Raw genomic sequence first — 21,500 nt, forward strand, 5'->3', positions numbered from 1 at the left:
GACAGGACCTCCTCGACCTGGGATCTGATGCGCAGGATCTCCCGCGCCTCGAGGCCGAGGTCGGAGACTGTCCCCTGCCGCCCAGCGCTGGACGGCTGGCTGAGCAGCACCCGCGCGTGCCTGAGCACGAACCGCCGCCCGGGCGCTCCCCCGGCGAGCAGCACCGCCGCGGTCGAGGCGGCCTGCCCGACGCAGTAGGTCGCGATCGGCGCCTCAATGAAGCTCATCGTGTCGTAGACCGCCATGAGCGAGGTGAACGAGCCGCCCGGGGAGTTGATGTAGAGCGCGATCTCCCGCTCCGGATTGGCCCACTCCAGATGGAGCAGCTGCGCGATGACCACGTTCGCGACGCCGTCGTCGAGCTCGGTGCCGAGGTAGACGACCCGCTCGGCCAGCAGCCTGCTGTAGACGTCGTAGGCGTGCTCGCCCTCCGAGGTGCGCTCGACCACGGTCGGGATCGTGTACTGGCCCATGGCTACAGCCCCATCCGTCGCCGCGAACCGGCCGGGCGCACGTCGGTGAGCGACTCGACGACGCGGTCGACCAGGCCGTACTCCTTCGCCTGCGCGGCGGTGAACCAGCGGTCGCGGTCGCCGTCCCGGGAGATGGTCTGCTCGCTCTGGCCGGTGTGCTCGGCGGTGATCCGCTCGATCGCCTTCTTCATGAACTCCAGGTTCTCCGCCTGGATCGCGATGTCGGCCGCGGTGCCGCCGATTCCGGCCGACGGCTGGTGCATCATGATCCGCGCGTTCGGCAGGGCATGGCGCTTGCCCTTGGTGCCGACCGTGACCAGGAACTGGGCCATGCTCGCGGCGAAGCCCATGGCGAGCGTCGCGACGTCGTTGGGGATCAGCCGCATCGTGTCGTAGATCGCCAGGCCCGCGGTGACCGACCCGCCGGGGCTGTTGATGTAGAGGCTGATGTCGGTGCGTGGGTCCTCCGCGGATAGGAGCAGAAGCTGTGCGCAGACCCGGTGGGCGGTGACCTCGTCGACCTGAGTGCCGAGAAAGATGATCCGCTGCGTCAGCAGTTGCGCGGCCAGGTGGTCGTCGAACCGGGTCGGCGCGGTGGTCTCGCCCTCGTAAGCCCTCGGGTCCAGGACCGGATTCCAACCGGTGATCAGTGGTGTCATCGCTTCTCCACGGGGGTGGGGCGGCCAGTGCGCCGCGCTCTGATTCCACTGTCGGCCCGGGCGCGGCGCGGGGTCCTGGATCTCGGCCGAAAGCAGATTCGCCCACGACAGAGCGGCCCGCCGGACTCCACGCCGCTGCACCGGTACGCGGACGCGACTGCCAGCCGGAACTAAGACGACCGGTCGTCATGTTCGCAGCGTCATCTTGGGTTTGAAACGACCGGCCGTCATGCATGCAGCGCGACCACCAGCCGAGGCAGCCGAGTAAGACGACCGGTCGTCATCCCCTAGCCGACCGCGAGCACACCCAGCCGCTGGGTGGCGCGAGTGAGGGCGACGTAGAGGTCTCCGTCGCCGCGCGGGGCGTCGCGGACGACGGCGTCCGGGTCGGCGACGATCACCGTGTCGAACTCGAGGCCCTTGGCCTGACGGACGGTCAGGACCACGGTCCGGCACTCCAGATCGGGGTCGATACCGTACGCGGCGTCGGGCAGGGCGGCGAGGACGGCTTCGGCGAGTTCGTCGGACCGGCTCGCCGGGACGATCACTGCGACGCGCCCCTCCCCGACCTCCTCGGCCTCCTTCCGTGCGAGCTCGCCGAGGCGGTCGCCGAATTCGTCGGCGGCGACCGCCTCCCGCCACGGTTCAACGCCTGATGCGCGCACCGACCGCGGCGGCCGCAGCGTCGGGTCGATCCGGGCCAGCACGGCCGCGGCCAAGTCCATGATCTCGGCGGGAGTGCGGTAGTTGACGGTGAGCGTGGCCAGCCGCCAGCGGTCCCCGACGTAGGGTTCGAGCGTTTTCGCCCAGGACGAGGTGCCCGCGAGGTCCCCGGTCTGCGCCACGTCGCCGACGACGGTCATCGACTGGCTCGGGCAGCGGCGCATGAGCAGGCGCCAGGCCATCGCGGACAGCTCCTGGGCCTCGTCGACGACCACGTGGCCAAAGGTCCAGGCGCGGTCGGCGGCGGCGCGGTCGGCGACCGTGCGGTACACGGTCTCCTCCTGGCGGTCGGCCAGCATCTCGGCGTCGACCAGGTCGGCGGCGGTCGTGATCTGGTCGAACTCACGCAGATCTTCGCGGTCGATCGTCTCCGACCCGGTCACGATGTCCAATACGCCTTGGGCGTAGGCGACCTGTTGCTGCCGACGACGCCGCGACGCCGCGGCCTCGGTGTCGACAGTGCCGAGCAGTTCGGCGGCCTCGTCCAGCAGTGGGACGTCGGCGACGGACCAGCCGCGGCCCGGCTCGCAGTGCAGCGCGGCGCGCTCGTCCCGGGTGAGCTGCGGCGCGCATTGGCGCAGCAGGCCGCGCGACGCGAACAGGTTGGTGAGCAGGCGCTGAGGGGTCAGCTCGGGCCACAGCCAGTTGAGCACCGTCTGCACGGCGGACGACTCGGCGAGTTCGCGGCGGATGTCCGCGGCGTCCAGGGGGTTGAGGAAGGATTCGTCGGACGCCGAGTCGGAGCCGCCGAACTGCTGCGTGATCTCGGCGGCGAATTGGCGGGTCAGCTCGGCGAACGGGTCCTCATTGAAGTACCCGACCGCCTGCTGCACCAGGCTGTCCAGGATGGCAGCGGCGAACGCGGGCCGGGCGAGGTTGTGCGGCTTGCCCAACCGGCGCGCGTTGTCCCGGGCCTGCCGGACGGTTTCGGGATCGAGCCGGTACGTCATCCCGTCGGCGAGAATCTCCAGTTCCTCGTCGGGCACCCGCTGGTGGGCCCGGACGGCCGCGGCAACCACCTCGGCCATGACGGTGCGGCCCTTGATCTCGGCGGCCTCAGGCGACTCGGCGCGGCGGGCGACGACCCCCGGAAAGAGCTCGCCGAGCGTGCACAGGACGGCTCCGGTCTCGCCGAGGCCAGGCAGGACATGCGAGATGTAACGCAGGAAGGTTGTGTTCGGACCGACGATCAGCACGCCGCGCCGCGCGAGCCGGTCCCGGTGCGTGTAGAGCAGATAGGCGGCGCGGTGCAGCGCGACGGCGGTCTTGCCGGTCCCGGGTCCACCCTGGACGACCAGCACGCCGTTCAGGTCGGCGCGGATGGCGTGGTCCTGCTCGGCCTGGATCGTCTCGACGACGTCCCGCATCCGCCCGGTGCGACCGGCGTTCACCGCGGCGAGCAGCGCGGCTTCGCCGACCAGGCCGCGGGAGGAGGATCCGGCCAAGCCGAGGTCGAGCGCGTCGTCGTCGAGCCCGACGACCGTGCGCTGGCGGGTCCTGATGTGGCGCCGGCGCCGCACGCCGAGGGGCGCGGCAGCGGTGGCGACGTAGAAAGCGCGGGCGGCCGGCGCGCGCCAGTCGATCAACAAGGGTTCGTAGTCGGCGTCCTCATCGCGGATGCCGAGCCGACCGACGTAGCAGGGCGCGTCGTCGGCAAGATCGAGGCGGCCGAAGCAGAGCCCGTTCTCGGCGGCGTCGAGTTGGCCGAGCCGGTCGGCGTATTCGACGGACATAGCCTCGCGCTGAGTGCGCTGCGCGGGCGTGCCGCCGGTTTCGAGCAGAACACGGCTCAGCTGGTTCGACGCGCGCTCGCGCAGGCCGTCGAGGCGGCCATAGAGCATGGAGATGTACTGCTGCTCCCGAGAAATTTCCTCGGCTTCCCTTGACAAAGCCCCTCCAGCACCCGTAGTTTTGAACTGTAGCCGGGACTTCGGCTATGTTGTTGTGCGCAGGTTACGCGGATTCACTAGCGTAGCGTGAATGCGTGTGCAGGTGAAGGGGCTCCGTCAAAGACGGGGCCTTTTTTGATGCGCGAGCACGGGGCGGCGGACCGCGTGTGCCGGGGCGACCGGCGCGCGGCCGCCCGAATCAGACTTCTGGTGTCCTACTCCAGGACGGCGAGCTCACGGGACGTGAGGTTGAGGCGCTCCCCGCCGTCCTCGGTGCAGAGCACGATGTCTTCGATTCGGGCCCCGAACCGGCCGGGCAGATAGATGCCGGGCTCGATGGAGAAGGCCATTCCGGGTTCCAGCGGCCGCTCATTGCCGGCCACGATGTAGGGCTCCTCGTGGCCTTCGAGGCCGATACCGTGGCCTGTCCGGTGGACGAAGTTCTTGCCGTATCCGCCGTTCGCGATGATCTCCCGGCCGACCGCGTCCAGCCGCTCTGCTGTGATACCCGGCCGCACCGCCTCGGTCTGGGCTCGCTGCGCGGTCAGCAGCACCTCGTACAGGCGGCGGAACTCCTCCGGCGGTTCTCCCGCCGCATAGGTGCGGGTGGAGTCCGAGCAGTAGCCGTCCCGGGTGGTGCCGCCGATGTCGACCACGACCGGGTCGCCCGCCTCGATCACCCGGTCGGACACCTCGTGGTGCGGACTCGCGCCGTTCGGGCCCGAGCCGACGATCACGAAGTCGGCCCGCACGTGCCCCTCGGCCACGATCGCCTCCGCGATATCCCGGGCGACTTCCCGCTCGGTACGTCCTGGGCGCAGCCACTCGCTCATGCGCGCGTGTACCCGGTCGATCGCCGCGCCGGCCTGGCGCAGCGCCTCGGCCTCCCGCGGCGACTTGCGGATCCGCAGCTCGCTGAGCACGCCGCCGGCCAGCTCCTGCCGCGCGCCCGGCAGCGCGGCGCGGAAGGCCATCACCTTTTCGGCCCACATGTGGTTGTCGATGCCGACGCTGCCGATCCGGTCGGACAGGCGCGCGGCGACGAGCGCGTACGGGTCCTCGGTCTCGTCCCACGCGGCGATCTCGATGCCGAGCGCACCGGCCGGAGACGCGTGCGCCGCGGGTTCTTCGAGCGCCGGCACGACGAGGAACGGCTCCCGCTCAGCCGACAGGACCAAGCAGGTCAGCCGCTCGAGCGGCAGCGCGGCGTAACCGGTGAGATAGCGTAGGTCCGCCCCAGGGCAGATCAGCAGCGCGTCAAGCCCGGCGCGGGTCGCGGCCTCACGGGCGGCATCCAGACGCGCGGCCGGGTAGAGGTTCTCGTCGTGTTCGGCAGCGTCGGTCTGGCCGCGCATCGGTTCTCTCCCCATGGTCATCGCTCCTGCCCGCTCGCTCAGGCGCAATCTAAACACACGTGCACATGCGCTGGGCGCGCGGTCTCTAGAATGGCCGCCATGTCCGCGTGGGGGATCGACCGGCGACTCATCGACGACCGCTTCGAGCTGCTGGAACAGCTTGGCGGGGGTGGCATGGGCATGGTGTGGCGTGCCCGCGACACCGTGCTGCATCGCGAAGTCGCGCTCAAAGAGGTGCGACACTCGGGCGCGGGCAGCGACCCGGCCGCCGAGCGCCTGATGCGCGAACGGGTGCTGCGGGAGGCGCGGGCACTCGCCCGACTCCACCATCCGAACGTGGTGACCATCCATCACATCGTCGACCGGCCGGACCTGCCGTATCCGTGGCTGGTGATGGAACTGGTGCCGGGCGGCTCGCTGGCCAGCCGGCTCGACCTGGGGCCGCTGGCGCCGACAGAGGCCGCGCGGATCGGGCGCGGCGTGCTCGCCGCGCTCCGGGCCGCGCACGACGCGGGGATCCAGCACCGGGACGTGAAGCCGGCGAACGTGCTGCTGCGCCCGGACGGCTCGCCGGTGCTGACCGACTTCGGCATCGCCGCGCTGCAGGAAGCCACCGGTCTGACCGCGACCGGTTCGCTGATCGGCTCGCCGGAGTACATCGCGCCGGAGCGGCTGCGCGGCGAGGAGGGGAATCCGGCCTCTGATTTCTGGTCGCTGGGCATGATGCTGTACGTCGCGGTCGAGGGGTACAACCCGCTGCGCCGCCCGACCAGCATCGCGACCCTGGCCGCGGTCCTCGACCAGCCGATCCCCGAGCCGGCGCACGCCGGGCCGCTCACCGGTGTACTGGCCGCGGTCCTGAAACGGGACCCGGCGGACCGGCCAGATCCCGACACGCTCGATCGCATGCTCGCGGCGGCCGAGGCGGGATGGGCCGCTCCGTACGTGCCGGGACCGAGGTCGGCGTCGGGTTCGGGGTCGGTTCCGGGATCCAGTCTCGGAGCCACGGGGAATCAACCTTATGCGACCAGCGGCCCACAGCCGCACGCCCAATGGTCACCCGCCGATTCGGGTACCGGGCCTGGCCGGCCCCGGCCTCTCCTACGCCGCAGATTCACCGGCGTCATCATCGGAACCGCCGCGGCCGGTGTGATCGGAGCACTCGCCTGGAGCCTCTACGCGGTGGGATCGCCGAAAACCCAGGGTCCGCCTGTCGGTGGCAGTGCACGTTCTTCGGGCGGCACGCAGACAGGACCCTCAATCACGCCCGACGCGGCGGCCGCGACCGGAGCGAGTGCGGGTGCAGCAGCCGACGCGACCGGCGCACCCGACACGTCCGGCGCCGACCAGAGCCTCTTCACCGCCGCGGGCATGCGCGGTCTGGTCGCCACCCTGCGGTCGACGCTCGGCAGCACGGTCGTCGCCGAGGTGGATGTGTACTCCGACCACGCGACCATCGAGGCCCCGAACAGGAAAGATTCCCGCGTGTACGACAACTACGACTACAGCGGCGGCGTCCTGTCCGCGCCGACACCGGGCGGCACAATGGACACGACCGATGGGACCGTGGACCTGAACACCGTCAACTGGAACGTGCTGCCTACGTTGTTCGCCGAGGTGGACGCCAAAGTCGGCACGCCGAACGCGAACGACCACTACTTCATCGTCGATCCGAACTGGTTCGACTACGGACCCACACTGCGCGTCTACTCGTCGAACGACTATGGCGGCGGGTATATGGCCACTGACTTCAAAGGCCACATCATCAGGGTCTATCCGTTCAGCTGACGGCGCGTCAGCCCATTCCGGCGCGGCTCACCCGGCTGTTTCAGGCTGCCTGCTGCTGTCGTCGCGCTGCCAGGTCTGGAAATCGCGCGAGCTGAGGCGGCGCGCGGCCCGGCGGCGTACCAGCACCGTCACCAGGACGAACCAGGCCGTCTTAGGCGCGGTGCGCAGCGGTGCGGCGCGCACGACGTCGAGCAGGTCGGCGCGGGTCGTCCGGGCCGCGGCACCCGCCTCCGGGAACAGGCCGGCGCCGGCCATCTGCTCGGTGGAAACCAGGGCCCGCTCACGGACGCGCAGAAGGTTGCGCAGGGTGCGCGGGGGGTGCACGACGACGTGTGCCTTCGCTACCACGCGCTGCTCCGCGCGAGTGAAGGCGAGCGCGGCCGCCAGGTCGTCGCCCATCATTTCGGGGAGGTCCCGCAGCCTGGCGTGGCCTTCGCGCGAGATCCCGACCACGCCGCGCCCGAACAGCCCGTCGCGGACCACCGGCAGCCGGTGCCAGACGTCGTAGTACCAGCGCACGGTCCACGGCACGCCCTTGGCCAGCCGCGCCCGCTCCGGCCCGACCGCGAACACGCCCGGCTCCTCCAGCGCCGCCGCCATTTCGCGCACCGCCTGTGTATCCAGCTCCACGTCTGCGTCCACATAGAAGCGTGGGAAACCGTCGGCGGCCGAGTCCGCCAGCCGCATCGCGCGGAACTTATTCGCATCCGGCGTGCTCAGAACCCGCACACCAGGGCCATGCGACGCGGCGACGCGCTCGGTCTCGTCGGTGCACCCGTTCGCCACGACCAGGACGTCAAGCTCGCCCGGCCGGGCGCCGGCCAGCAGGCCGGCGAGCAGCCGGCCGATCACCGCCGCCTCGTTGTGGGCGGGCACGACCACACTGATCACCGATTCCCCCCGGTGTCCGCTCATTCATACCGATTTTCGCAGAATGCTGAATATTGAGACTTTACAACGGTAGCGCGAATCCGGCCGGGGCTTCAGGCAAACGGCGCTATCGTGCAAGAGACGGCGACGAGGGGAGACGGACGCCTCATTCCCCCTGCATCGCCATGCCCGCACATCGTCAGTGCACTTCATTTGGGCTCAAGGGTGGGGATTCAATGATGAGGCTTCTCAAAACCATGTCTCCGAACGTCTCGCGAGCACGGCAGTACGTGTTCGCCGTCGTTCTGGCGCTGGTCGCGGCCCTGGCAGTGCCCGCCGCCCCCGCGGCGGCGAGCGACCCCTGCGGCGCGGGGTCGAACCCGATCGTGTGCGAGAACTCCCAGCCGGGCACGCCGATGAGCGACTGGTACTCCCCCAACGCGTGGGGCGACATCGCCGGCTTCCCGACCACGACCAGCGTCTCCCCGGGCGGGACGGTCAACTTCAAGATCTCGTCTCCGACCACGTACACGATCGAGATCTACCGGCTCGGCTGGTACGGCGGGGACGGCGCGCGGCTGATGCCGACCTCGCCGACCACGACGTTCGGGGTGGTGAGCCAGCCCGCGTGCGACACGCAGACGTCGACCGGCATGGTGGACTGCGGCAACTGGAGGGTCACCAACAGCTGGGCGGTGCCCTCGACCGCGGTCTCAGGCGTCTACATCGCGGCGTTCGACCAGACCGGGGGCGCCGGGTACATGCCGTACCCGTTCGTGGTCAACAACCCGTCGAGCCACTCGGACATCGTCGTGCAGACCGATGACGAGACCTGGCAGGCCTACAACACCTGGGGGCCGGGCAACGCGGACCTGTACGTCGGAAGCGGCCCGGCGCCTGACGGACGTGACTACTCGGTCAGCTACAACCGGCCGATGGACGTCGCCGGGGACAACGGCGTGTTCGGCTCCGAATACGGGATGATCCAGTGGCTCGAGCGCAACGGTTACGACACCAGCTATCTGAGCGGCGTGGACGTCTCAACGCAGGGCAGCCTGCTGCTCAACCACAAGATCTTCATGTCGGACGGACACGACGAGTACTGGGACCAGCAGCAGTGGAACGCCGCGACGAGCGCCCGCGCGGCCGGGGTGAACCTGGCCTTCTTCTCCGGTAACGACGTGTTCTGGCGCACGCAGCTGCAGCCCAGCATCGCCGACGGGGCCGCGAACCGGACCGTCGACGAGTACAAGATGACGAAGATGGAGTTCAACCCGCCGGACGGAGTCGCCGACCCGAGCGGGACGTGGACCGGCACCTGGATGGACCCGGCCGGCGCCGGCATCGGCGGCAACTCGCCGCAGAATCAGCTCACCGGCACCCTGTTCGACGTCAACGGCTATCGCAGCGACGCCATCACCGTCGCGTATCCGTACAGCACCGACCGGATCTGGCGCAACACCTCGGTGGCGGCCCTGGGCCCCGGGCAGAGCTACGCCATGCAGACCGGCACGCTCGGCTATGAGTGGGACAGCGACGTGGCCAACTCGGTGCGGCCGTCCGGCGAGATCGACCTGTCCTCGACGACCATCCAGATCACCGAGGGCAGTCTGATGCTCGACGACGGCAATACCTACGGGAACGGCGTCGCGACGCACAATCTGACGTTGTACCGGGATCCGCACTCGCACGCGCTGGTGTTCAGCTCCGGCACGGTGCAGTGGTCGTGGGGCCTGTCGACGGTGCACTACGACGACATCACCACCCACGAAGACCCGGTGATGCAGCAGGCCACCGCCAATCTGCTGGCCGACATGGGCGTGTTCCCGCTGACCCTGCAGTCCGGGCTGGTCATGCCGACCCAGTCCGCTGACACCACACCGCCGACCGTGGTGGTGACCTCGCCGACGTCCGGATCCACCGTTCCCGCGATGCAGCCGCTGACGATCAGCGGCACCGCCAGCGATGTCGGCGGGGTCGTCGCCCGGGTGGAGGTGTCCGTCGACGGCGGCAACACCTGGAACCCGGCGACAGGCCTGGGCAGCTGGTCCTACTCCTGGACCCCGACAGCGCTGGGCTCCGCGACGATCGAGGTGCGCGCCGAGGACGACAGCGACAACACCAGCACCCCGGTCAGCATCCCGATCACGGTCGGCCCCGAGTCCTGCCCCTGCACGATCTTCCCGACCTCCGCGACCCCGGGCACACCGGACAGCTCGGACGGGTCGTCGGTGAACGTCGGGGTCAAGTTCTCCGCCACGAAGGCGGGCGAGATCACCGGGGTGCGCTTCTACAAGGCCGCCACGAACACCGGCACGCACGTGGGAAGCCTCTGGACCTCGACCGGCCAACTGCTCGGCAGCGTCACGTTCTCGGGCGAGACCACCTCCGGGTGGCAGACCGCGAACTTCTCCTCGCCGATCCCGGTGAGGGCGAACACCGAATACGTGATCTCCTATCTCGCGCCGAGCGGCCACTACTCGGTGGACACCAACTACTTCACCAACCACGGCGCGGGCCTGCCCCCGATCACCGCCCTGCAGGCGGGCGGCGCGACCGGGGCGAACGGCGTCTACGGCTACGGATCGACCACCGCCTTCCCGACCCAGTCCTACGAGAACAGCAACTACTGGGTGGACCCGGTGTTCCTGGACGTGAGCAGCACCACGCCGCCCACGGTGACGGCCACCACGCCCTCCTCGTCGGCCACGAACGTGCCGATCAACTCGGCGATCAACGCCAAGTTCAGCGAGGGCGTCGATCCCAGCACACTGAACTTCACGCTGAAGGACCAGAGCGGAAACGCGGTCAACGGAACGACGACCTACGACCAGAGCGGCCACGTCGCGACCTTCGCACCCAACGGCCAGCTCGCCATGAGCACCACGTACACCGCGTCCGTGCAGGCGACCGACTTGTGGGGCAACACCATGGCATCGCCGTACACGTGGACCTTCACCACGGCGAGCACGCCACCGTCGTTCAGCTGCCCCTGCTCGCTCTGGGGCGGGACGGCGACACCGGCGGTCCCTTCGACCTATGACACCAACTCGGTCGAGGTGGGCACGGTCTTCGAGTCGGCCGTGGCCGGATACATCACGGGTCTCAGTTTCTACAAGGGATCCCAGAACACCGGCACGCACACCGGCAGCCTCTGGTCGGCGTCGGGCACCCAGCTGGCCACCGGCACCTTCACCGGCGAGACGGCTTCCGGCTGGCAGAGCCTGACCTTCTCCAGCGCGGTGGCGATCAGCGCGAACACCCCGTACGTGGTCTCGTACCACGCGCCGAACGGGTTCTACTCCTCGACGTCAGCGTATTTCAACGGCGCGGTGTCGAACTATCCACTCACGGCTCTGGCGTCGGCCAGCGCGGCGCACGGGAACGGCGTCTACGCATACGGATCGACCTCGGTGTTCCCGACCAACTCCTACAACGCGACCAACTACTGGGTGGACCCGACCTTCACGACGAGCCCACCGGGCGGCGCCTCCGCGGTCACCACCACCCTGGCCGACACGAGCACCGCGACCAACAGCCTCGCCGCCAAGGTCAACGGCGCCTCCCCGGACGACACCGCCACCACGCCGCAGATCACCAACAAGATCGTGGGCAATGTGCAGCCGGTCATGGTCAGCTTCCCCGCACCGATCCAGCCGCAGAGCCTGCGGATCAAGGTGACCACAACGGTCGCGGCCGAGGGCTCTGAGTCCCCGGCGCACACCCTCGTGCCCGGGTCGGTGGTGTACGACCCGACCACGCACAGCGCGGTGTTCCACTCGCAGGCCCCGCTCAACCCCGGCTCCACCTACAACGCGGTGGCCACAGCGCGCAATGCCATCGGCATCGCGTTGGCCCCGATCACCTGGTCGTTCACGGTCGCGTCGACGACCAGCCCGACGTCGCCGGCCCCCGCGCCGCTCAACGGACGGGTGCTGCCGGCCGCGCCGCTCGCGTCCGAGATCGAGGAGAGGAGCGCGCGGTGAGCTCCGTCAGCGTGATCGTCCCCTGCTACCGGTACGGGCACTTCCTCGCCCAGTCCGTCGGCAGCGCGCTGAACGACCAGGACGGCGTCGATGTGCGAGTCCTGATCATCGACGACGCCTCGCCCGACGACTCGGCCGAGGTTGCCAAGAAGATGGCCGCCGACGACCCAAGGATCGAAGTCCTCGTCCACACCGAGAACAAGCGGCACATCGCCACCTACAACGAGGGCCTGTTGGAGTGGGCGGACGGCGACTACACCGTGCTGCTGTCCGCCGACGACCGGCTCGCCCCCGGCGCGTTGACCAGGGCGGCCGCGCTGCTCGACGCGCACCCGGAAGTCGGGTTCGTATACGGCCACCCCGTCCACTACACCGACGGCGGACCGATCCCGGCCGCGCGCACCTCGGTGCGCGGCTGGACGGTCTGGCCGGGGCACGAGTGGCTGGAGCGCCGTTTCAAGGCCGCCAACGGGTGCATCACCTCCCCGGAGGTGGTCGTGCGGACCAAGCTGCAGCAGCAGCTCGGCGGCTACGACCCGGCGCTGCCGCACTCGGGCGACATCGAGATGTGGATGCGGTTCGCCGCACACGCCGACGTCGGCTACCTGCGGGGCGTGGACCAGGCGTACTACCGGGTGCACGCCGCGAGCATGTCCAAGACCGATTTCTCCGGACAGCTCGACGACCTTCGTCAGCGGGCCGCGGCGTATGACGCAGTGCTGCAACGCTGCGCCGACCAGCTGCCCGACGCGCAGGCGATGGCCGACACGGTGCACGCGAAGCTGGCCCGCCAGGCGCTCTGGCGGGCGGCCCGCGCGTACGACCGCGGTCGCACCGCGCTGGTGCCCGTGGACGAGCTTGTCGGGTTCGCGGCCGAATGCTGGCCGGACTACCAGCGGCTGCCCGAGTACCGCGGCCTGTCCATGCGCCGCCGCATCGGTCCGGCCGTCATGCCGTATCTCCAACCGCTGATTCTCTCGGCCTTCGCGCACAAGGGCCGGGAGTGGCTGTGGTGGAAGTCCTGGCGCCGCCGCGGTATCTGACGATCGAGTCGAACGCCCGGCCCGGATTCACGTTCTCTGACGTGAATCCGGGCCGGGCGTTGTCGCTCGTGGTTCTCGCGAGGTCAGCCCGCGTCGGCGGTTGCGCCCGCCTGCGCTTCCGCACTCCAGACTGTGTAATACGTGGCCGGATTGACCAGGTAGCGGACGGTGGGAACGGGGATGTGGCGGACGGTGTGGCGGCGGCTGTACCGGTAGAAGGTGGCCCAGTCCTCCCGGGGAAGCACGCCGCGGTCCCTTCTGAGCCTGCTGAACCACAGGGCGCGCGAGCGGCGGGCGACGAACGCGTTCGCGTCCAGGAATCCGTCCTCGCGAGCCGCGCGCCGGTCGAAGGGCACTGACAGCACGTCCAGCTCGCGCCCGTCCGGGAAGACCCGGTGCATCGCCGTGTAGACCCCCGACAGGCCCCGCCTTCCAGCCCCGGCGGCCGTGAGCTGCGCGAGAGCGGTTTCCAAGTGATTCGGCTCCCACAGGTTGTCGTCGTCCAGGAACGCCACGAACGGCGAGTCCGCGAGCCGGATCCCGACGTTGCGCACGACGCCGAGCACGGCCGTGTTCCGGGCGAGGCTCACCGCGCGCAGCCGCGGGTCGTCCGGCAGGTCCGCCGGAAGGCCTCCCCCGTCGTCGACCACGATGACGCGGTGGTCGCGCACGGTTTGGTCGAGCGCCGAGCGCACCGCCGCGACGAGTCCGTCGGGCCGGCGGTAGGTGGGGATGACAGTGGTCACCAGGGGCGGGGGGTCGGTGTGCGCGACAGCGCCGCGCAGCCTGCGCACTTCCGCCTTCTCGAACAGCCAGACCCGCGGAACCGTGTGGCCGTAGCGGACCTTGTTGCGTAGCTCGTAAAGCGGCAGCCAGCCGAAGCGGCGGCGCAGCACCCGCTTCACCGGGCGGATCAGGGTCTTGCGGTCCATCGCCGGGACCTTCCTCACGTGGGGTCCGGGCCGCCGCGCACCAGCGTGCGCAGCGGCCAGACAAAGGGGACGTATACGGCCGTCGCCAGAATCCCGGCGAGCAGCAACGTGGCCGTGTAGCCGAGGTTCAGCCGACCGACGCCGTAGCACACCCCGGCCATCGCGGCGCCGCCGAGGAACGGCCGGGCACAAGCGCGCAGGACCACCCTGGCCGGCACGCCGCCGCGCCCGAGAGCCCAGACGAACAGCGGGGCGACCAGCGGCCCGGCGACGATCATGTGCCCGAAGCCGACTCCCGCGATGCCTCGGGTGCGCGCTGCATAGATCAGCACGGGCACCAGGGCCGCGAGCCACCAGCCCTGAACGATCAGCAGCGCCCTGCGTTTGCCGACCGCGACCAGGCAGTCATACGCAAGCTCGTACGACACCCGCAGCAAGCCGAGCAGCGCGAGAAAACGTAGCGCCCCGGAGGCACTGGTCCACTTGTCGCCATAGATCACGTGCAGCAAGGGCTTCGGCAGCATCGTGAGGATCACGCAGGCGGGCACTGCCGCGGCCATCAGCAGTTCGAGGCCGCGGCCGAAACTTCGGGCGAGAGCCTCGGGGGCGTTCGCGACCCGCGAGAACCCGGCGAAGGAGACCCGTCGGGCGACCTCGGACACCGCGCGCACCGGCCAGCTCGAGACGTTGAACGCGATCTGATACAGCCCCAGCTGCACCGGGCCCAGCGTGGCGCCGATGACGAGCGAGTCCACGTTGAGCATCGCGAGCACCAGCAGGCTCGCCCCGGCCAGCGGCAGGCCGAACACCAGCAGCCGCCGGGCCTGCTCGCGATTCCAGCCCGGGCGCATCATCCCGGGCGCGGCGATCGCGCAGCCGGCCACCACGACGGCATGCCCGGCCAGGGAGCCCCAGGCGAAGCTCATCGCGCCGAATCCGAGGACTGCGAGGGCGAGCGTCAACGCGGTCGTCGCGAAGAAGTTCACGAAATCGATGACCATGCGCGTGCGCTGGGCGAACTGCCGGGTCAGCAAGGCCATCGGGACGCAGGTGATCCCGTCGACGACGACCGAGAGTCCGAGCACGCGCAGCATCGGCGCCGCGTCCGGCGCGTGCAGAGTGCTCGCCAAGGCTGGCGCGGCGGCGAAGAGTGCCACGTAGAGGGCACTGCTGAACGCGACGGAGAGGGTGACCACGGTCGGCGCGAACTGCCGCACCTCGCCGTCCCAGCGCACGACCGCGAGGCTGACTCCGAGTTCGTTCGCTGACAGCAGCACGGCGAGCGCGGTCAGCCCGATCGCGTACAAGCCCCAGTCGCGCGGCGTGAGCAGCCCGCGGGCGAGCACGATGCCGGTCAGGAACGTGCCGATGCGGATGACGAGCGAGTTGATCAGGCTCCAGCGAACACCGGTTCGCACGCTCTGGACGAGGCCCGCGGGCTCCGGCTCGGGGCCGGGCTTGGCCGGCCGCGCCTCCGGAGTAGCGATCGACACCGATTCGGCGGTCGAAACGAAATCAGCAGTCGAAACAGATTCAACCCTCGAGATGAGGGCCGTGGCCGGGGTCGAAAGGACGGCCGGCGGCGGCGCGGCGACCGCGGTCGGAATCGGTCCCGCTTCGCTTTCGCGCCGCACGATGCCGAGATACGCGCCCGAGCAGCCGAGCAGGAACAGCACTATCCCGGCGAACATGGGGAACGTCAGCGAGTCGAACGTCGCGCTGACGACGGCCGCCACCACCATCGCGGTCGCGAAGCATTGGCCCAGCTCGCGGCGGGTCTCCTCGACGGCGAGTTTGCGCCCGGCGCGCCCGTTCCGGTAGCCGACGAGGTAGAGGGCGACGATGGCGGCCGTGCCGAAAACGCCGATCTCGATCACCGCGTGCAGATACATGTTGTCGGTGAAGCGGTACAGCGACGGGATGAATGTGCCGTAACCGCGCCCGAACCAAAGGCGTTGCTCGATGTATTGCGCGACGCCGCCGTAGTCCTGCGTGCGCGCCTGCGTGCTGTTGTCGCCGCCGCCGAGCAACGCGCTGAACATGTTGACGACCGTCGTGCCGAGTCCCGGGACCGCGAACTTGGCCCCCGCGGAGCCGAGCGCGATGACGCCGAGAGCGCCCCAGCGGCGCGAGCGGCTCCAGGTCGGGATGAGGAAGAGCAGGGCGACCAGGAGCCCGATGATCGAGGTGCGCGAGACCGTGAGCGGCACCATTCCGCCGATGAGCGCCACCGGCAGCCACTTGCGCACCCGGCCGCGCCGCGCCGGGTCGAACGCCTGCTGGATCGCGAACGGCAGCATCATCGTGAGGACGCCGGCGAGTTCCAGCGGATGCGACGCGGTCGAGGACGGGCGGGCCAGTCCCGCCCGCACCAGATAATCGTCCGAACTGCTGACCGCGGTCAGACCCGGGATGTGCAGCGTGGCGATCGGATTGGACTTGGTGAAGGACTCGTAGATGCCGAGGCCGCCGACCGCGCTGGCCATGAGCACCGCTCGGCGCAGCAGCCGCTGGAGGGTCTCGTAGTCGCCGATCCCGGCCGAGGAGACGACGACCACGCCGATCCACGCGACGAGCCCGATCAGGCCCCGGTCGGCCGCCTGCGTCTCGAGCGCGATCGGCGCCCGGTCGGACTGCCCGAGCGACATATACGCCAGGAGCATCGAAGCAGCCAGAAAGCACATGGCGACGCGGGGCGAGCGCGTCTCGGGCGCGAGCGTGAACCGGCCGACGAGCCACGAACCCACGTACCACAGCAGCATGACGAGCGCGAAGATGTTCGAGGGCGTACCCACCGCGCCGAGCGCGGGCACCACCCACGACGACGGCACCAGCTCGAGCAGCACCAGGTAGGTGGTGAGGACCGTCAGGGTCCTGCCGCCGTGAGCCGCCCGAGCGCCGGAGGATGCGGCGGCCCCGCCGACGTGGCCGCCTGTATCAGCAGTCGAAAGCACGGCCGCCGCCGCGGACCCGTCCAAGACGGCCGGTCCGCCGGGCGCGGAGGCGAGCTGACGCGTGTGCAGGCCCTTCGCCAGCCTCACCTGCGCAGATTCGGAGACCGGGGCAGGCCCGGGTTCGACCGTCACCGCGCTATTCGCGGGATTCTTGAGGTCCGGCCAGCACGGTAGACCAGGCCTCGTCAGCCTCCTGCGGGTCCCCTTCCTCGGCCGATGCCGCGATGTCAGGGCCTAGAGGTCGCGCGGTCTGCTCCGGTCCACTCGATTCGGGAGCGGCTCTGTCAGCGGCCACCGCCCCGGCGCGCGCCGCGCGTTCGGCGCGGCGGCGTCGGCGCCCGTTCAGCAGGTTGTCAGCCATGAGCGTGCCGAGGAACACGAGCACCAGGCCGCCGATCCCGACGCCCAGCAGCGCCTGAGTCTTGGACTTGCTCTGGGGTGAAGGCGGTCCGGGCGCTACCACCACGATGGAGTTGATCATCGCCGCCGGAGGCACGCCGGCCTGAGTCTGGATGGTGGACAATTGCTTGCTGGTGAAAGTCATCAGCGTGTTCATGGACGCGCTCACGTGCGCCGGGTTGGCGCCGGTGACCGTCAGCGTGATGAACGGGCCGACCGCGGAGGCGGCGAGCGCGGCCGAGTACGCCTCAGTCACGCCGGCGCCCTGGAGTTGCAATCCGTCGTCCGGCGAGTCCAGGCGCCGCACCAGGAAGTCGGCAGTCGCGTTGAGTGAGGGGTCGTAGCTGAGGAAGGGATTCCGGGTGCCGGGATCTGCCGCGGTGCCCTCAGTCGCCTGCCGCGAGGCGAGCAGCGATATGGTGCTGGTGGCCTGGTACTTCTTCGCGACCGACTTATCCACTCCGGCGAGCAAGACGCCTGCGACGAGGAGGAGCGCGAGCGCGACGTACCACCGTCTACGCAGCACCGAGACGGCATCGTGCACGTTCATTCTCCCCTCCCCACGGACACCCGACTATTCCGGCTCTCCCATGCCAGAGGTCCGCGATGCCCTCAACGAAGAATAAGGCGCTCCGCCACGCCCAGCCACCTCATCGTGGCAGAGCGTGCGATCTTTCGTGGCACGTTCGGCGAATCCCGGAGCGGGCGGCCGAACGCGCGCTACCCTGAACCCGACAGGATTCGCGGACCCGGGGGGTAGAGCGGGTGTCGCTGCACGCTTTGTTGGCCGTCATCAGGCTTCGGTGGTACGTCGCGGCCGTGGTGATTCTGGCGACGGCGGTCGCCGGCTGGCATGTGCGGCACCCGAAGCCGACTTTCGTCGGTACCTGCGTCGTCGTGCTCGTGCCGCCCGCGGATCCGACGGCCCCGAACAAGCTCGCCGCGGTCACCGCGTCGATAGCCACCGCGGGCTACCTGGTGGATCTGGCCGTGTCGGACTCGTCGCAGGCGGGCGCGCTGCGGCGGGCCGGAGTGGTCGGCGACTACGCGGTGACCCCCAACAACAACGGCACCGCCGAGACCCCGCAGTACGACCTGCCCTCCGAGGTGCTCACCGTGCAGACGGGCGATCCGACGACTGCGGTCAGCGGTGTGACGGCTCTGAAATCCGAGTACGCACGCCGGTTCGACGCAATTCAGGCTGCTGACGGCGTTCCCGCGGCGCAGCGCATCACCACCGAGGTTCTGGTTCCGCCGGCGGCCGAGCAGGTCCTGGGCTCCAAGAGCCGGGCCGTCATTGGGGTGGGGGTACTCGGCATCGGAGCGACCGTACTGCTTCCGATCTGGTTCGACCGCTGGGCCGCGCGGCGCGGCCGGCGGGGATTCGCGTTCTTGCATCGGCGAACCACGACCCGGAAGGCTGTGTGATGGGCGCAGGGCGGATGGGCAGTGGTATCCGATCTGACACGGCGGGCGCAGTGCTCGTGATACTCAATCTGCCGGTGCCGGACGATCAGCGCGCCTGGGCGCAGGCGGAGGCCCTTCGCGACGACGGGGTGCGGGTGACGGTCGTATGCCCGGCGATCCGGGACAAGCGGCCCGGAACCGTCACGATCGACGGTATCGACGTGGTCTACTTCGCCTCCTTCGAGGGCGAGGGCAAGCTGGCGACGGTCTTCGAGGGCGTGTGGACGGCCGTGGCGGCAGGGCGCGCGGCCCGGCGGGCGCTGCGCGGCATGCCGGGGGCGCGCCGGATGCTCCAAGTGGGCAATCCCCCGGACCTGCTGTTTCCGCTGCTGCGGTGGGCGCGGCGGCGCGGCTACACGACCGTGTACGACCAGCGCGACGCGGCAACCGTGCTCGCGGCATCGAGGTCTGGCTTCGACCGGCTCGAGCCGCTGTTCCTCGCCTGCGAGCGGCGCATGGTCGCGGCGGCCGACGTCGTGCTGACCCCGAGCGGCGAGCAGACCGCGCGGCTGCGCGCGCTCTTCGGCAGCGATTCGGTGCTGGTGCGCACGGCGGCCGTGACCGCCGATGTAGAACCCGAACACAACGCGCAGACTCGCGGCGCCCACCGTGATGACAGTGGCGAAAAGCACCGCGAGACAGTGCTCGGCTATCTCGGCGTGATCGGCGAGCAGGACGGCGTCGGAGAACTGCTCGAGGCGGTGGACCTGCTGCGCCGACGCGGCGTCGGCGGCTTCCGGGTCGAGATCGCGGGCGACGGCCCGGCGCTTCCGGAGGCACGCGAGCGGGCCGAACGGCTCGGCCTCGGTGACGTGGTGCGATTCCGCGGCTGGCTCGGGCGCGGCGAGGTGGACGCGTTCCTCGGCGAGCTGGACGCGATGCTCGTGCCGGACCCGGACGTCCCGTTCAACCACTACTGCGCGATGAACAAGGTGACACACGCGATGGCCCGCGGCGTGCCCGTCGTCCTGCGGCCGTTACGTGAGAACACCGCGCTCGTGGACGGCCAGGGCATCCTCGCCAAGGACATGTCGCTGCCGGCCTTCGCGGATGCGATACAGGAACTGCTCGACCTGTCACCCGAGGCACGCGCGGAAACCGGAGCGCGCCTGCGTGAGATCTTCGACCGCGAATTGGACTGGCAGCAGTCGGGCCGGCGTTACGTCGCTGCAGTGTCACCGGCCCGCGCCTACCGCGCCTAGTTCACTGCGGTGAAGGAGACGTCGTCGAACCAGACCGTCCCTGTGTTGCCTTCGGACTGGAGTCTCACCTGCGCGTAGGCGGCGCCGGACGGTGTGTCCGCGGTGACCGAGAGCGTGGTCCAGGTGACGATGCCGGGCTGGAGCGACGAGGAGTCGTTCTCGCCCAGGAATGTGCCATCGTCGGCGAACCATGAGATGGCGACGCGGTTTGAGCCGGTCGTGCGGATTCCCTTGGCCCATGCCGTCAGCCGAAACTTCTCCCCCGCGTGGGTGGGCTGCGTCACCGGTGTCGTATAGAAGGCGGGGACCGGGTTCGCCGCCGCCGAGGTGCGGCTCAACCTCGCCGAGCCGGGCGCGTAGTGTCCGACGGACGGATCCCAGGCGAACATGCCCGTCCCCGGCGGTGCCTCGGCCGCAGTGCTCTGCCAGCCGTCGGGCAGCCCCGCGTGGCCGACGGAGAATCCGTTGTTGAAGCCGAGGGGAACCGTCTGGCCGGAGAAGATCCGCCGCATCGACTGCGCCGCCGGTTTGGCCGCGCCGTCCGCACGGATCAGGCCGAAGTAGAGCTGGTCCGCGGCGATCCCGCCCGCAGCGTCGGTAGCCGCCGCGGCCGGGACCGCCGCCGGAACCAGGTCGGTGTACATCCACGGAGCGGCGAGGGGCAGGCCGGCCCGCATCGCCGCCCACTCGACCGCGCGCAGGTAGAGATCCTGCTGCGCGTCGCCCGCCGGTGAATCCGCGGCCTGCGACGATTCCCCGGTTTCACCGACGAAGAGCGCGGCCGGCGCCACTTCCGCGCGCGCTGCGGACAGTTGTGCGAATGCCGCTCCGGGCTCGCCATAATAATGCACATCGTAGAAATCCGGCTGCCGCGACCCCAATCCGGCCTTCAGTCCGGCGAGCGCCATCGCGGGTGAATCCCCGGAAACCGAGACCGTGACGGGAACGGAACCGAGCGCCGCGCGAATGACCGGAATTTCGTGCCGCGCCCACGACATAGCGTTGACATCATCGACGTTTATTTCGTTCTTCAGTTCGCAGAAAGCGATACGGAAATCACCGCGAAACCTTTGCAGGACGGCCTTCGCCCAGGCGTCGCTCCCCGGGAGGTCGGAGTAGTCCGACCACCAGTCGAAGAGGGTCAGTTGGACTCGCAGGCCGTGCGCGGCGGCGATCCCGACCACCGACGAGAGCCGGTCCAGCATCGCGGCGGCGGGCCGCGGGAAGCCGAACACGCCGGGTTGGACGATGATCCGGACCGCGTTCGCGCCGAGCGCGGCGATCCCGCACAGATCGCGGTCGATCCGGTCCGGCTGCCAGTTCGTCCACATGTTCGTCCACGCCGCGTCCGCCGGATAGTAACTCACCAGCCGAAGGCTCATCAACTGCTTGGCGATCGGAGGGCGTGGCGCAGCAGTGGGCACGGCGGTCGACGTCTGGCTGCCGGTGCATCCGGACGCCGGCGGAGCCGACTTTTCGCCCTGGGCGCCGCCGCGCACGAACACTGCCACGGCGAAGACCAGGGCGAGCACCAGCAAGGCGATCAGCGGACGTGGAGGGCGTCGTGGGCTCACCGGCGATTCCTCCCGGAAGGGTGGGGCGGCGGCAGACCTTACCGAATTCCCACCCGAATTGCCTAGAGGGTAATCCCCCGGCTCGACCGGTCAACGAGCCCTGATGGATGGTGCCGGTCCGAGTACGGATAAAGTTCACACGGATTCAACAGCACAAGCGGTGACAGCGTTCTCCATGGTCCGGTA

14 protein-coding genes are annotated in these 21,500 nt (G+C 69.8%); 5 read left to right on the forward strand and 9 right to left on the reverse strand.

Features of this window, described 5'->3' with window-relative positions; genetic code table 11:
* From VGZ32_RS09250 to VGZ32_RS09265, 4 genes are all read right to left on the reverse strand, one after another.
* The coding region (locus tag VGZ32_RS09250; RefSeq protein ID WP_326885479.1) for an ATP-dependent Clp protease proteolytic subunit at positions 1–473 on the reverse strand (473 nt) is incomplete at its 3' end.
* Positions 474–475: 2 nt separating this feature from the next.
* Positions 476–1,132, reverse strand: a complete 657-nt coding sequence (locus tag VGZ32_RS09255; protein WP_326885480.1) for an ATP-dependent Clp protease proteolytic subunit — start codon at positions 1,130–1,132, stop codon at positions 476–478.
* Positions 1,133–1,419: 287 nt separating this feature from the next.
* Entirely contained in the window at positions 1,420–3,696 is a 2,277-nt protein-coding gene (locus VGZ32_RS09260; RefSeq protein WP_349263546.1) for a HelD family protein, read from the reverse strand.
* A 263-nt stretch (positions 3,697–3,959) separates the two neighbouring features.
* Positions 3,960–5,114 (reverse strand): Xaa-Pro peptidase family protein, encoded by a 1,155-nt coding sequence (locus VGZ32_RS09265; RefSeq protein WP_326885482.1) that lies wholly within the window; start codon positions 5,112–5,114, stop codon positions 3,960–3,962.
* A 75-nt stretch (positions 5,115–5,189) separates the two neighbouring features.
* Between VGZ32_RS09265 and VGZ32_RS09270 the strand changes: the two genes are divergently transcribed.
* Positions 5,190–6,887 (forward strand): serine/threonine-protein kinase, encoded by a 1,698-nt coding sequence (locus VGZ32_RS09270; protein ID WP_414642520.1) that lies wholly within the window; start codon positions 5,190–5,192, stop codon positions 6,885–6,887.
* A 27-nt stretch (positions 6,888–6,914) separates the two neighbouring features.
* Here VGZ32_RS09270 and VGZ32_RS09275 read toward each other — a convergent pair whose 3' ends face one another.
* Positions 6,915–7,802 carry a glycosyltransferase gene (locus tag VGZ32_RS09275; protein ID WP_326885484.1) on the reverse strand — a complete coding sequence of 296 codons (888 nt, stop codon included), beginning with the start codon at positions 7,800–7,802 and terminating at the stop codon, positions 6,915–6,917.
* Between the two features lie 212 nt (positions 7,803–8,014).
* Here VGZ32_RS09275 and VGZ32_RS09280 point away from each other — a divergent pair, with 212 nt between their 5' ends.
* Complete coding sequence (locus tag VGZ32_RS09280) at positions 8,015–11,743, forward strand: DUF4082 domain-containing protein (RefSeq protein WP_326885485.1); 3,729 nt, start codon at positions 8,015–8,017, stop codon at positions 11,741–11,743.
* Positions 11,740–12,786 (forward strand): glycosyltransferase family 2 protein, encoded by a 1,047-nt coding sequence (locus VGZ32_RS09285; protein WP_326885486.1) that lies wholly within the window; start codon positions 11,740–11,742, stop codon positions 12,784–12,786. Before VGZ32_RS09280 ends, VGZ32_RS09285 begins: the two co-directional genes overlap by 4 nt.
* 83 nt (positions 12,787–12,869) lie before the next feature.
* Here VGZ32_RS09285 and VGZ32_RS09290 read toward each other — a convergent pair whose 3' ends face one another.
* Genes VGZ32_RS09290 through VGZ32_RS09300 form a run of 3 tightly spaced genes read right to left on the reverse strand, consistent with a single transcriptional unit; the run spans position 12,870 to position 17,621 of the window.
* Positions 12,870–13,718, reverse strand: coding sequence for a glycosyltransferase family 2 protein (locus VGZ32_RS09290; RefSeq protein ID WP_326885487.1), 849 nt, complete (start codon positions 13,716–13,718; stop codon positions 12,870–12,872).
* 14 nt (positions 13,719–13,732) lie between these two features.
* Positions 13,733–16,759 carry an oligosaccharide flippase family protein gene (locus VGZ32_RS09295; RefSeq protein WP_326885488.1) on the reverse strand — a complete coding sequence of 1,009 codons (3,027 nt, stop codon included), beginning with the start codon at positions 16,757–16,759 and terminating at the stop codon, positions 13,733–13,735.
* Between the two features lie 49 nt (positions 16,760–16,808).
* On the reverse strand, positions 16,809–17,621 hold the full coding sequence (locus VGZ32_RS09300; protein WP_326885489.1) for a hypothetical protein: 813 nt from the start codon (positions 17,619–17,621) through the stop codon (positions 16,809–16,811).
* Between the two features lie 215 nt (positions 17,622–17,836).
* Here VGZ32_RS09300 and VGZ32_RS09305 point away from each other — a divergent pair, with 215 nt between their 5' ends.
* Together VGZ32_RS09305 and VGZ32_RS09310 are read left to right on the forward strand one after the other, a co-directional pair.
* The gene (locus VGZ32_RS09305; protein WP_326885490.1) at positions 17,837–18,499 is read left to right on the forward strand and encodes a hypothetical protein; all 663 of its coding nucleotides are present in this window, start codon (positions 17,837–17,839) and stop codon (positions 18,497–18,499) included.
* A 50-nt stretch (positions 18,500–18,549) separates the two neighbouring features.
* Entirely contained in the window at positions 18,550–19,740 is a 1,191-nt protein-coding gene (locus VGZ32_RS09310; protein WP_326885491.1) for a glycosyltransferase, read from the forward strand.
* Here the strand turns inward: VGZ32_RS09310 and VGZ32_RS09315 are convergent.
* Positions 19,737–21,314, reverse strand: a complete 1,578-nt coding sequence (locus VGZ32_RS09315; RefSeq protein WP_326885492.1) for a hypothetical protein — start codon at positions 21,312–21,314, stop codon at positions 19,737–19,739. The two genes, VGZ32_RS09310 and VGZ32_RS09315, sit on opposite strands and share 4 nt — an antisense overlap.
* Positions 21,315–21,500 lie beyond the last annotated feature (186 nt).

The organism is Actinocrinis sp. (assembly GCF_035938995.1).
Classification (GTDB): Bacteria; Actinomycetota; Actinomycetes; order Streptomycetales; family Catenulisporaceae; genus DASZGI01.

Bases quoted from the DNA above. Each gene is read 5' to 3' on its own strand.
- VGZ32_RS09255 (WP_326885480.1), bottom strand. From the start codon at position 1,132: ATGACACCACTGATCACCGGTTGGAATCCGGTCCTGGACCCGAGGGCT.
- VGZ32_RS09260 (WP_349263546.1), bottom strand. From the start codon at position 3,696: ATGCTCTATGGCCGCCTCGACGGCCTGCGCGAGCGCGCGTCGAACCAG.
- VGZ32_RS09265 (WP_326885482.1), bottom strand. From the start codon at position 5,114: ATGGGGAGAGAACCGATGCGCGGCCAGACCGACGCTGCCGAACACGAC.
- VGZ32_RS09270 (WP_414642520.1), top strand. From the start codon at position 5,190: ATGGCCGCCATGTCCGCGTGGGGGATCGACCGGCGACTCATCGACGAC.
- VGZ32_RS09275 (WP_326885484.1), bottom strand. From the start codon at position 7,802: ATGAGCGGACACCGGGGGGAATCGGTGATCAGTGTGGTCGTGCCCGCC.
- VGZ32_RS09280 (WP_326885485.1), top strand. From the start codon at position 8,015: ATGTCTCCGAACGTCTCGCGAGCACGGCAGTACGTGTTCGCCGTCGTT.
- VGZ32_RS09290 (WP_326885487.1), bottom strand. From the start codon at position 13,718: ATGGACCGCAAGACCCTGATCCGCCCGGTGAAGCGGGTGCTGCGCCGC.
- VGZ32_RS09300 (WP_326885489.1), bottom strand. From the start codon at position 17,621: ATGAACGTGCACGATGCCGTCTCGGTGCTGCGTAGACGGTGGTACGTC.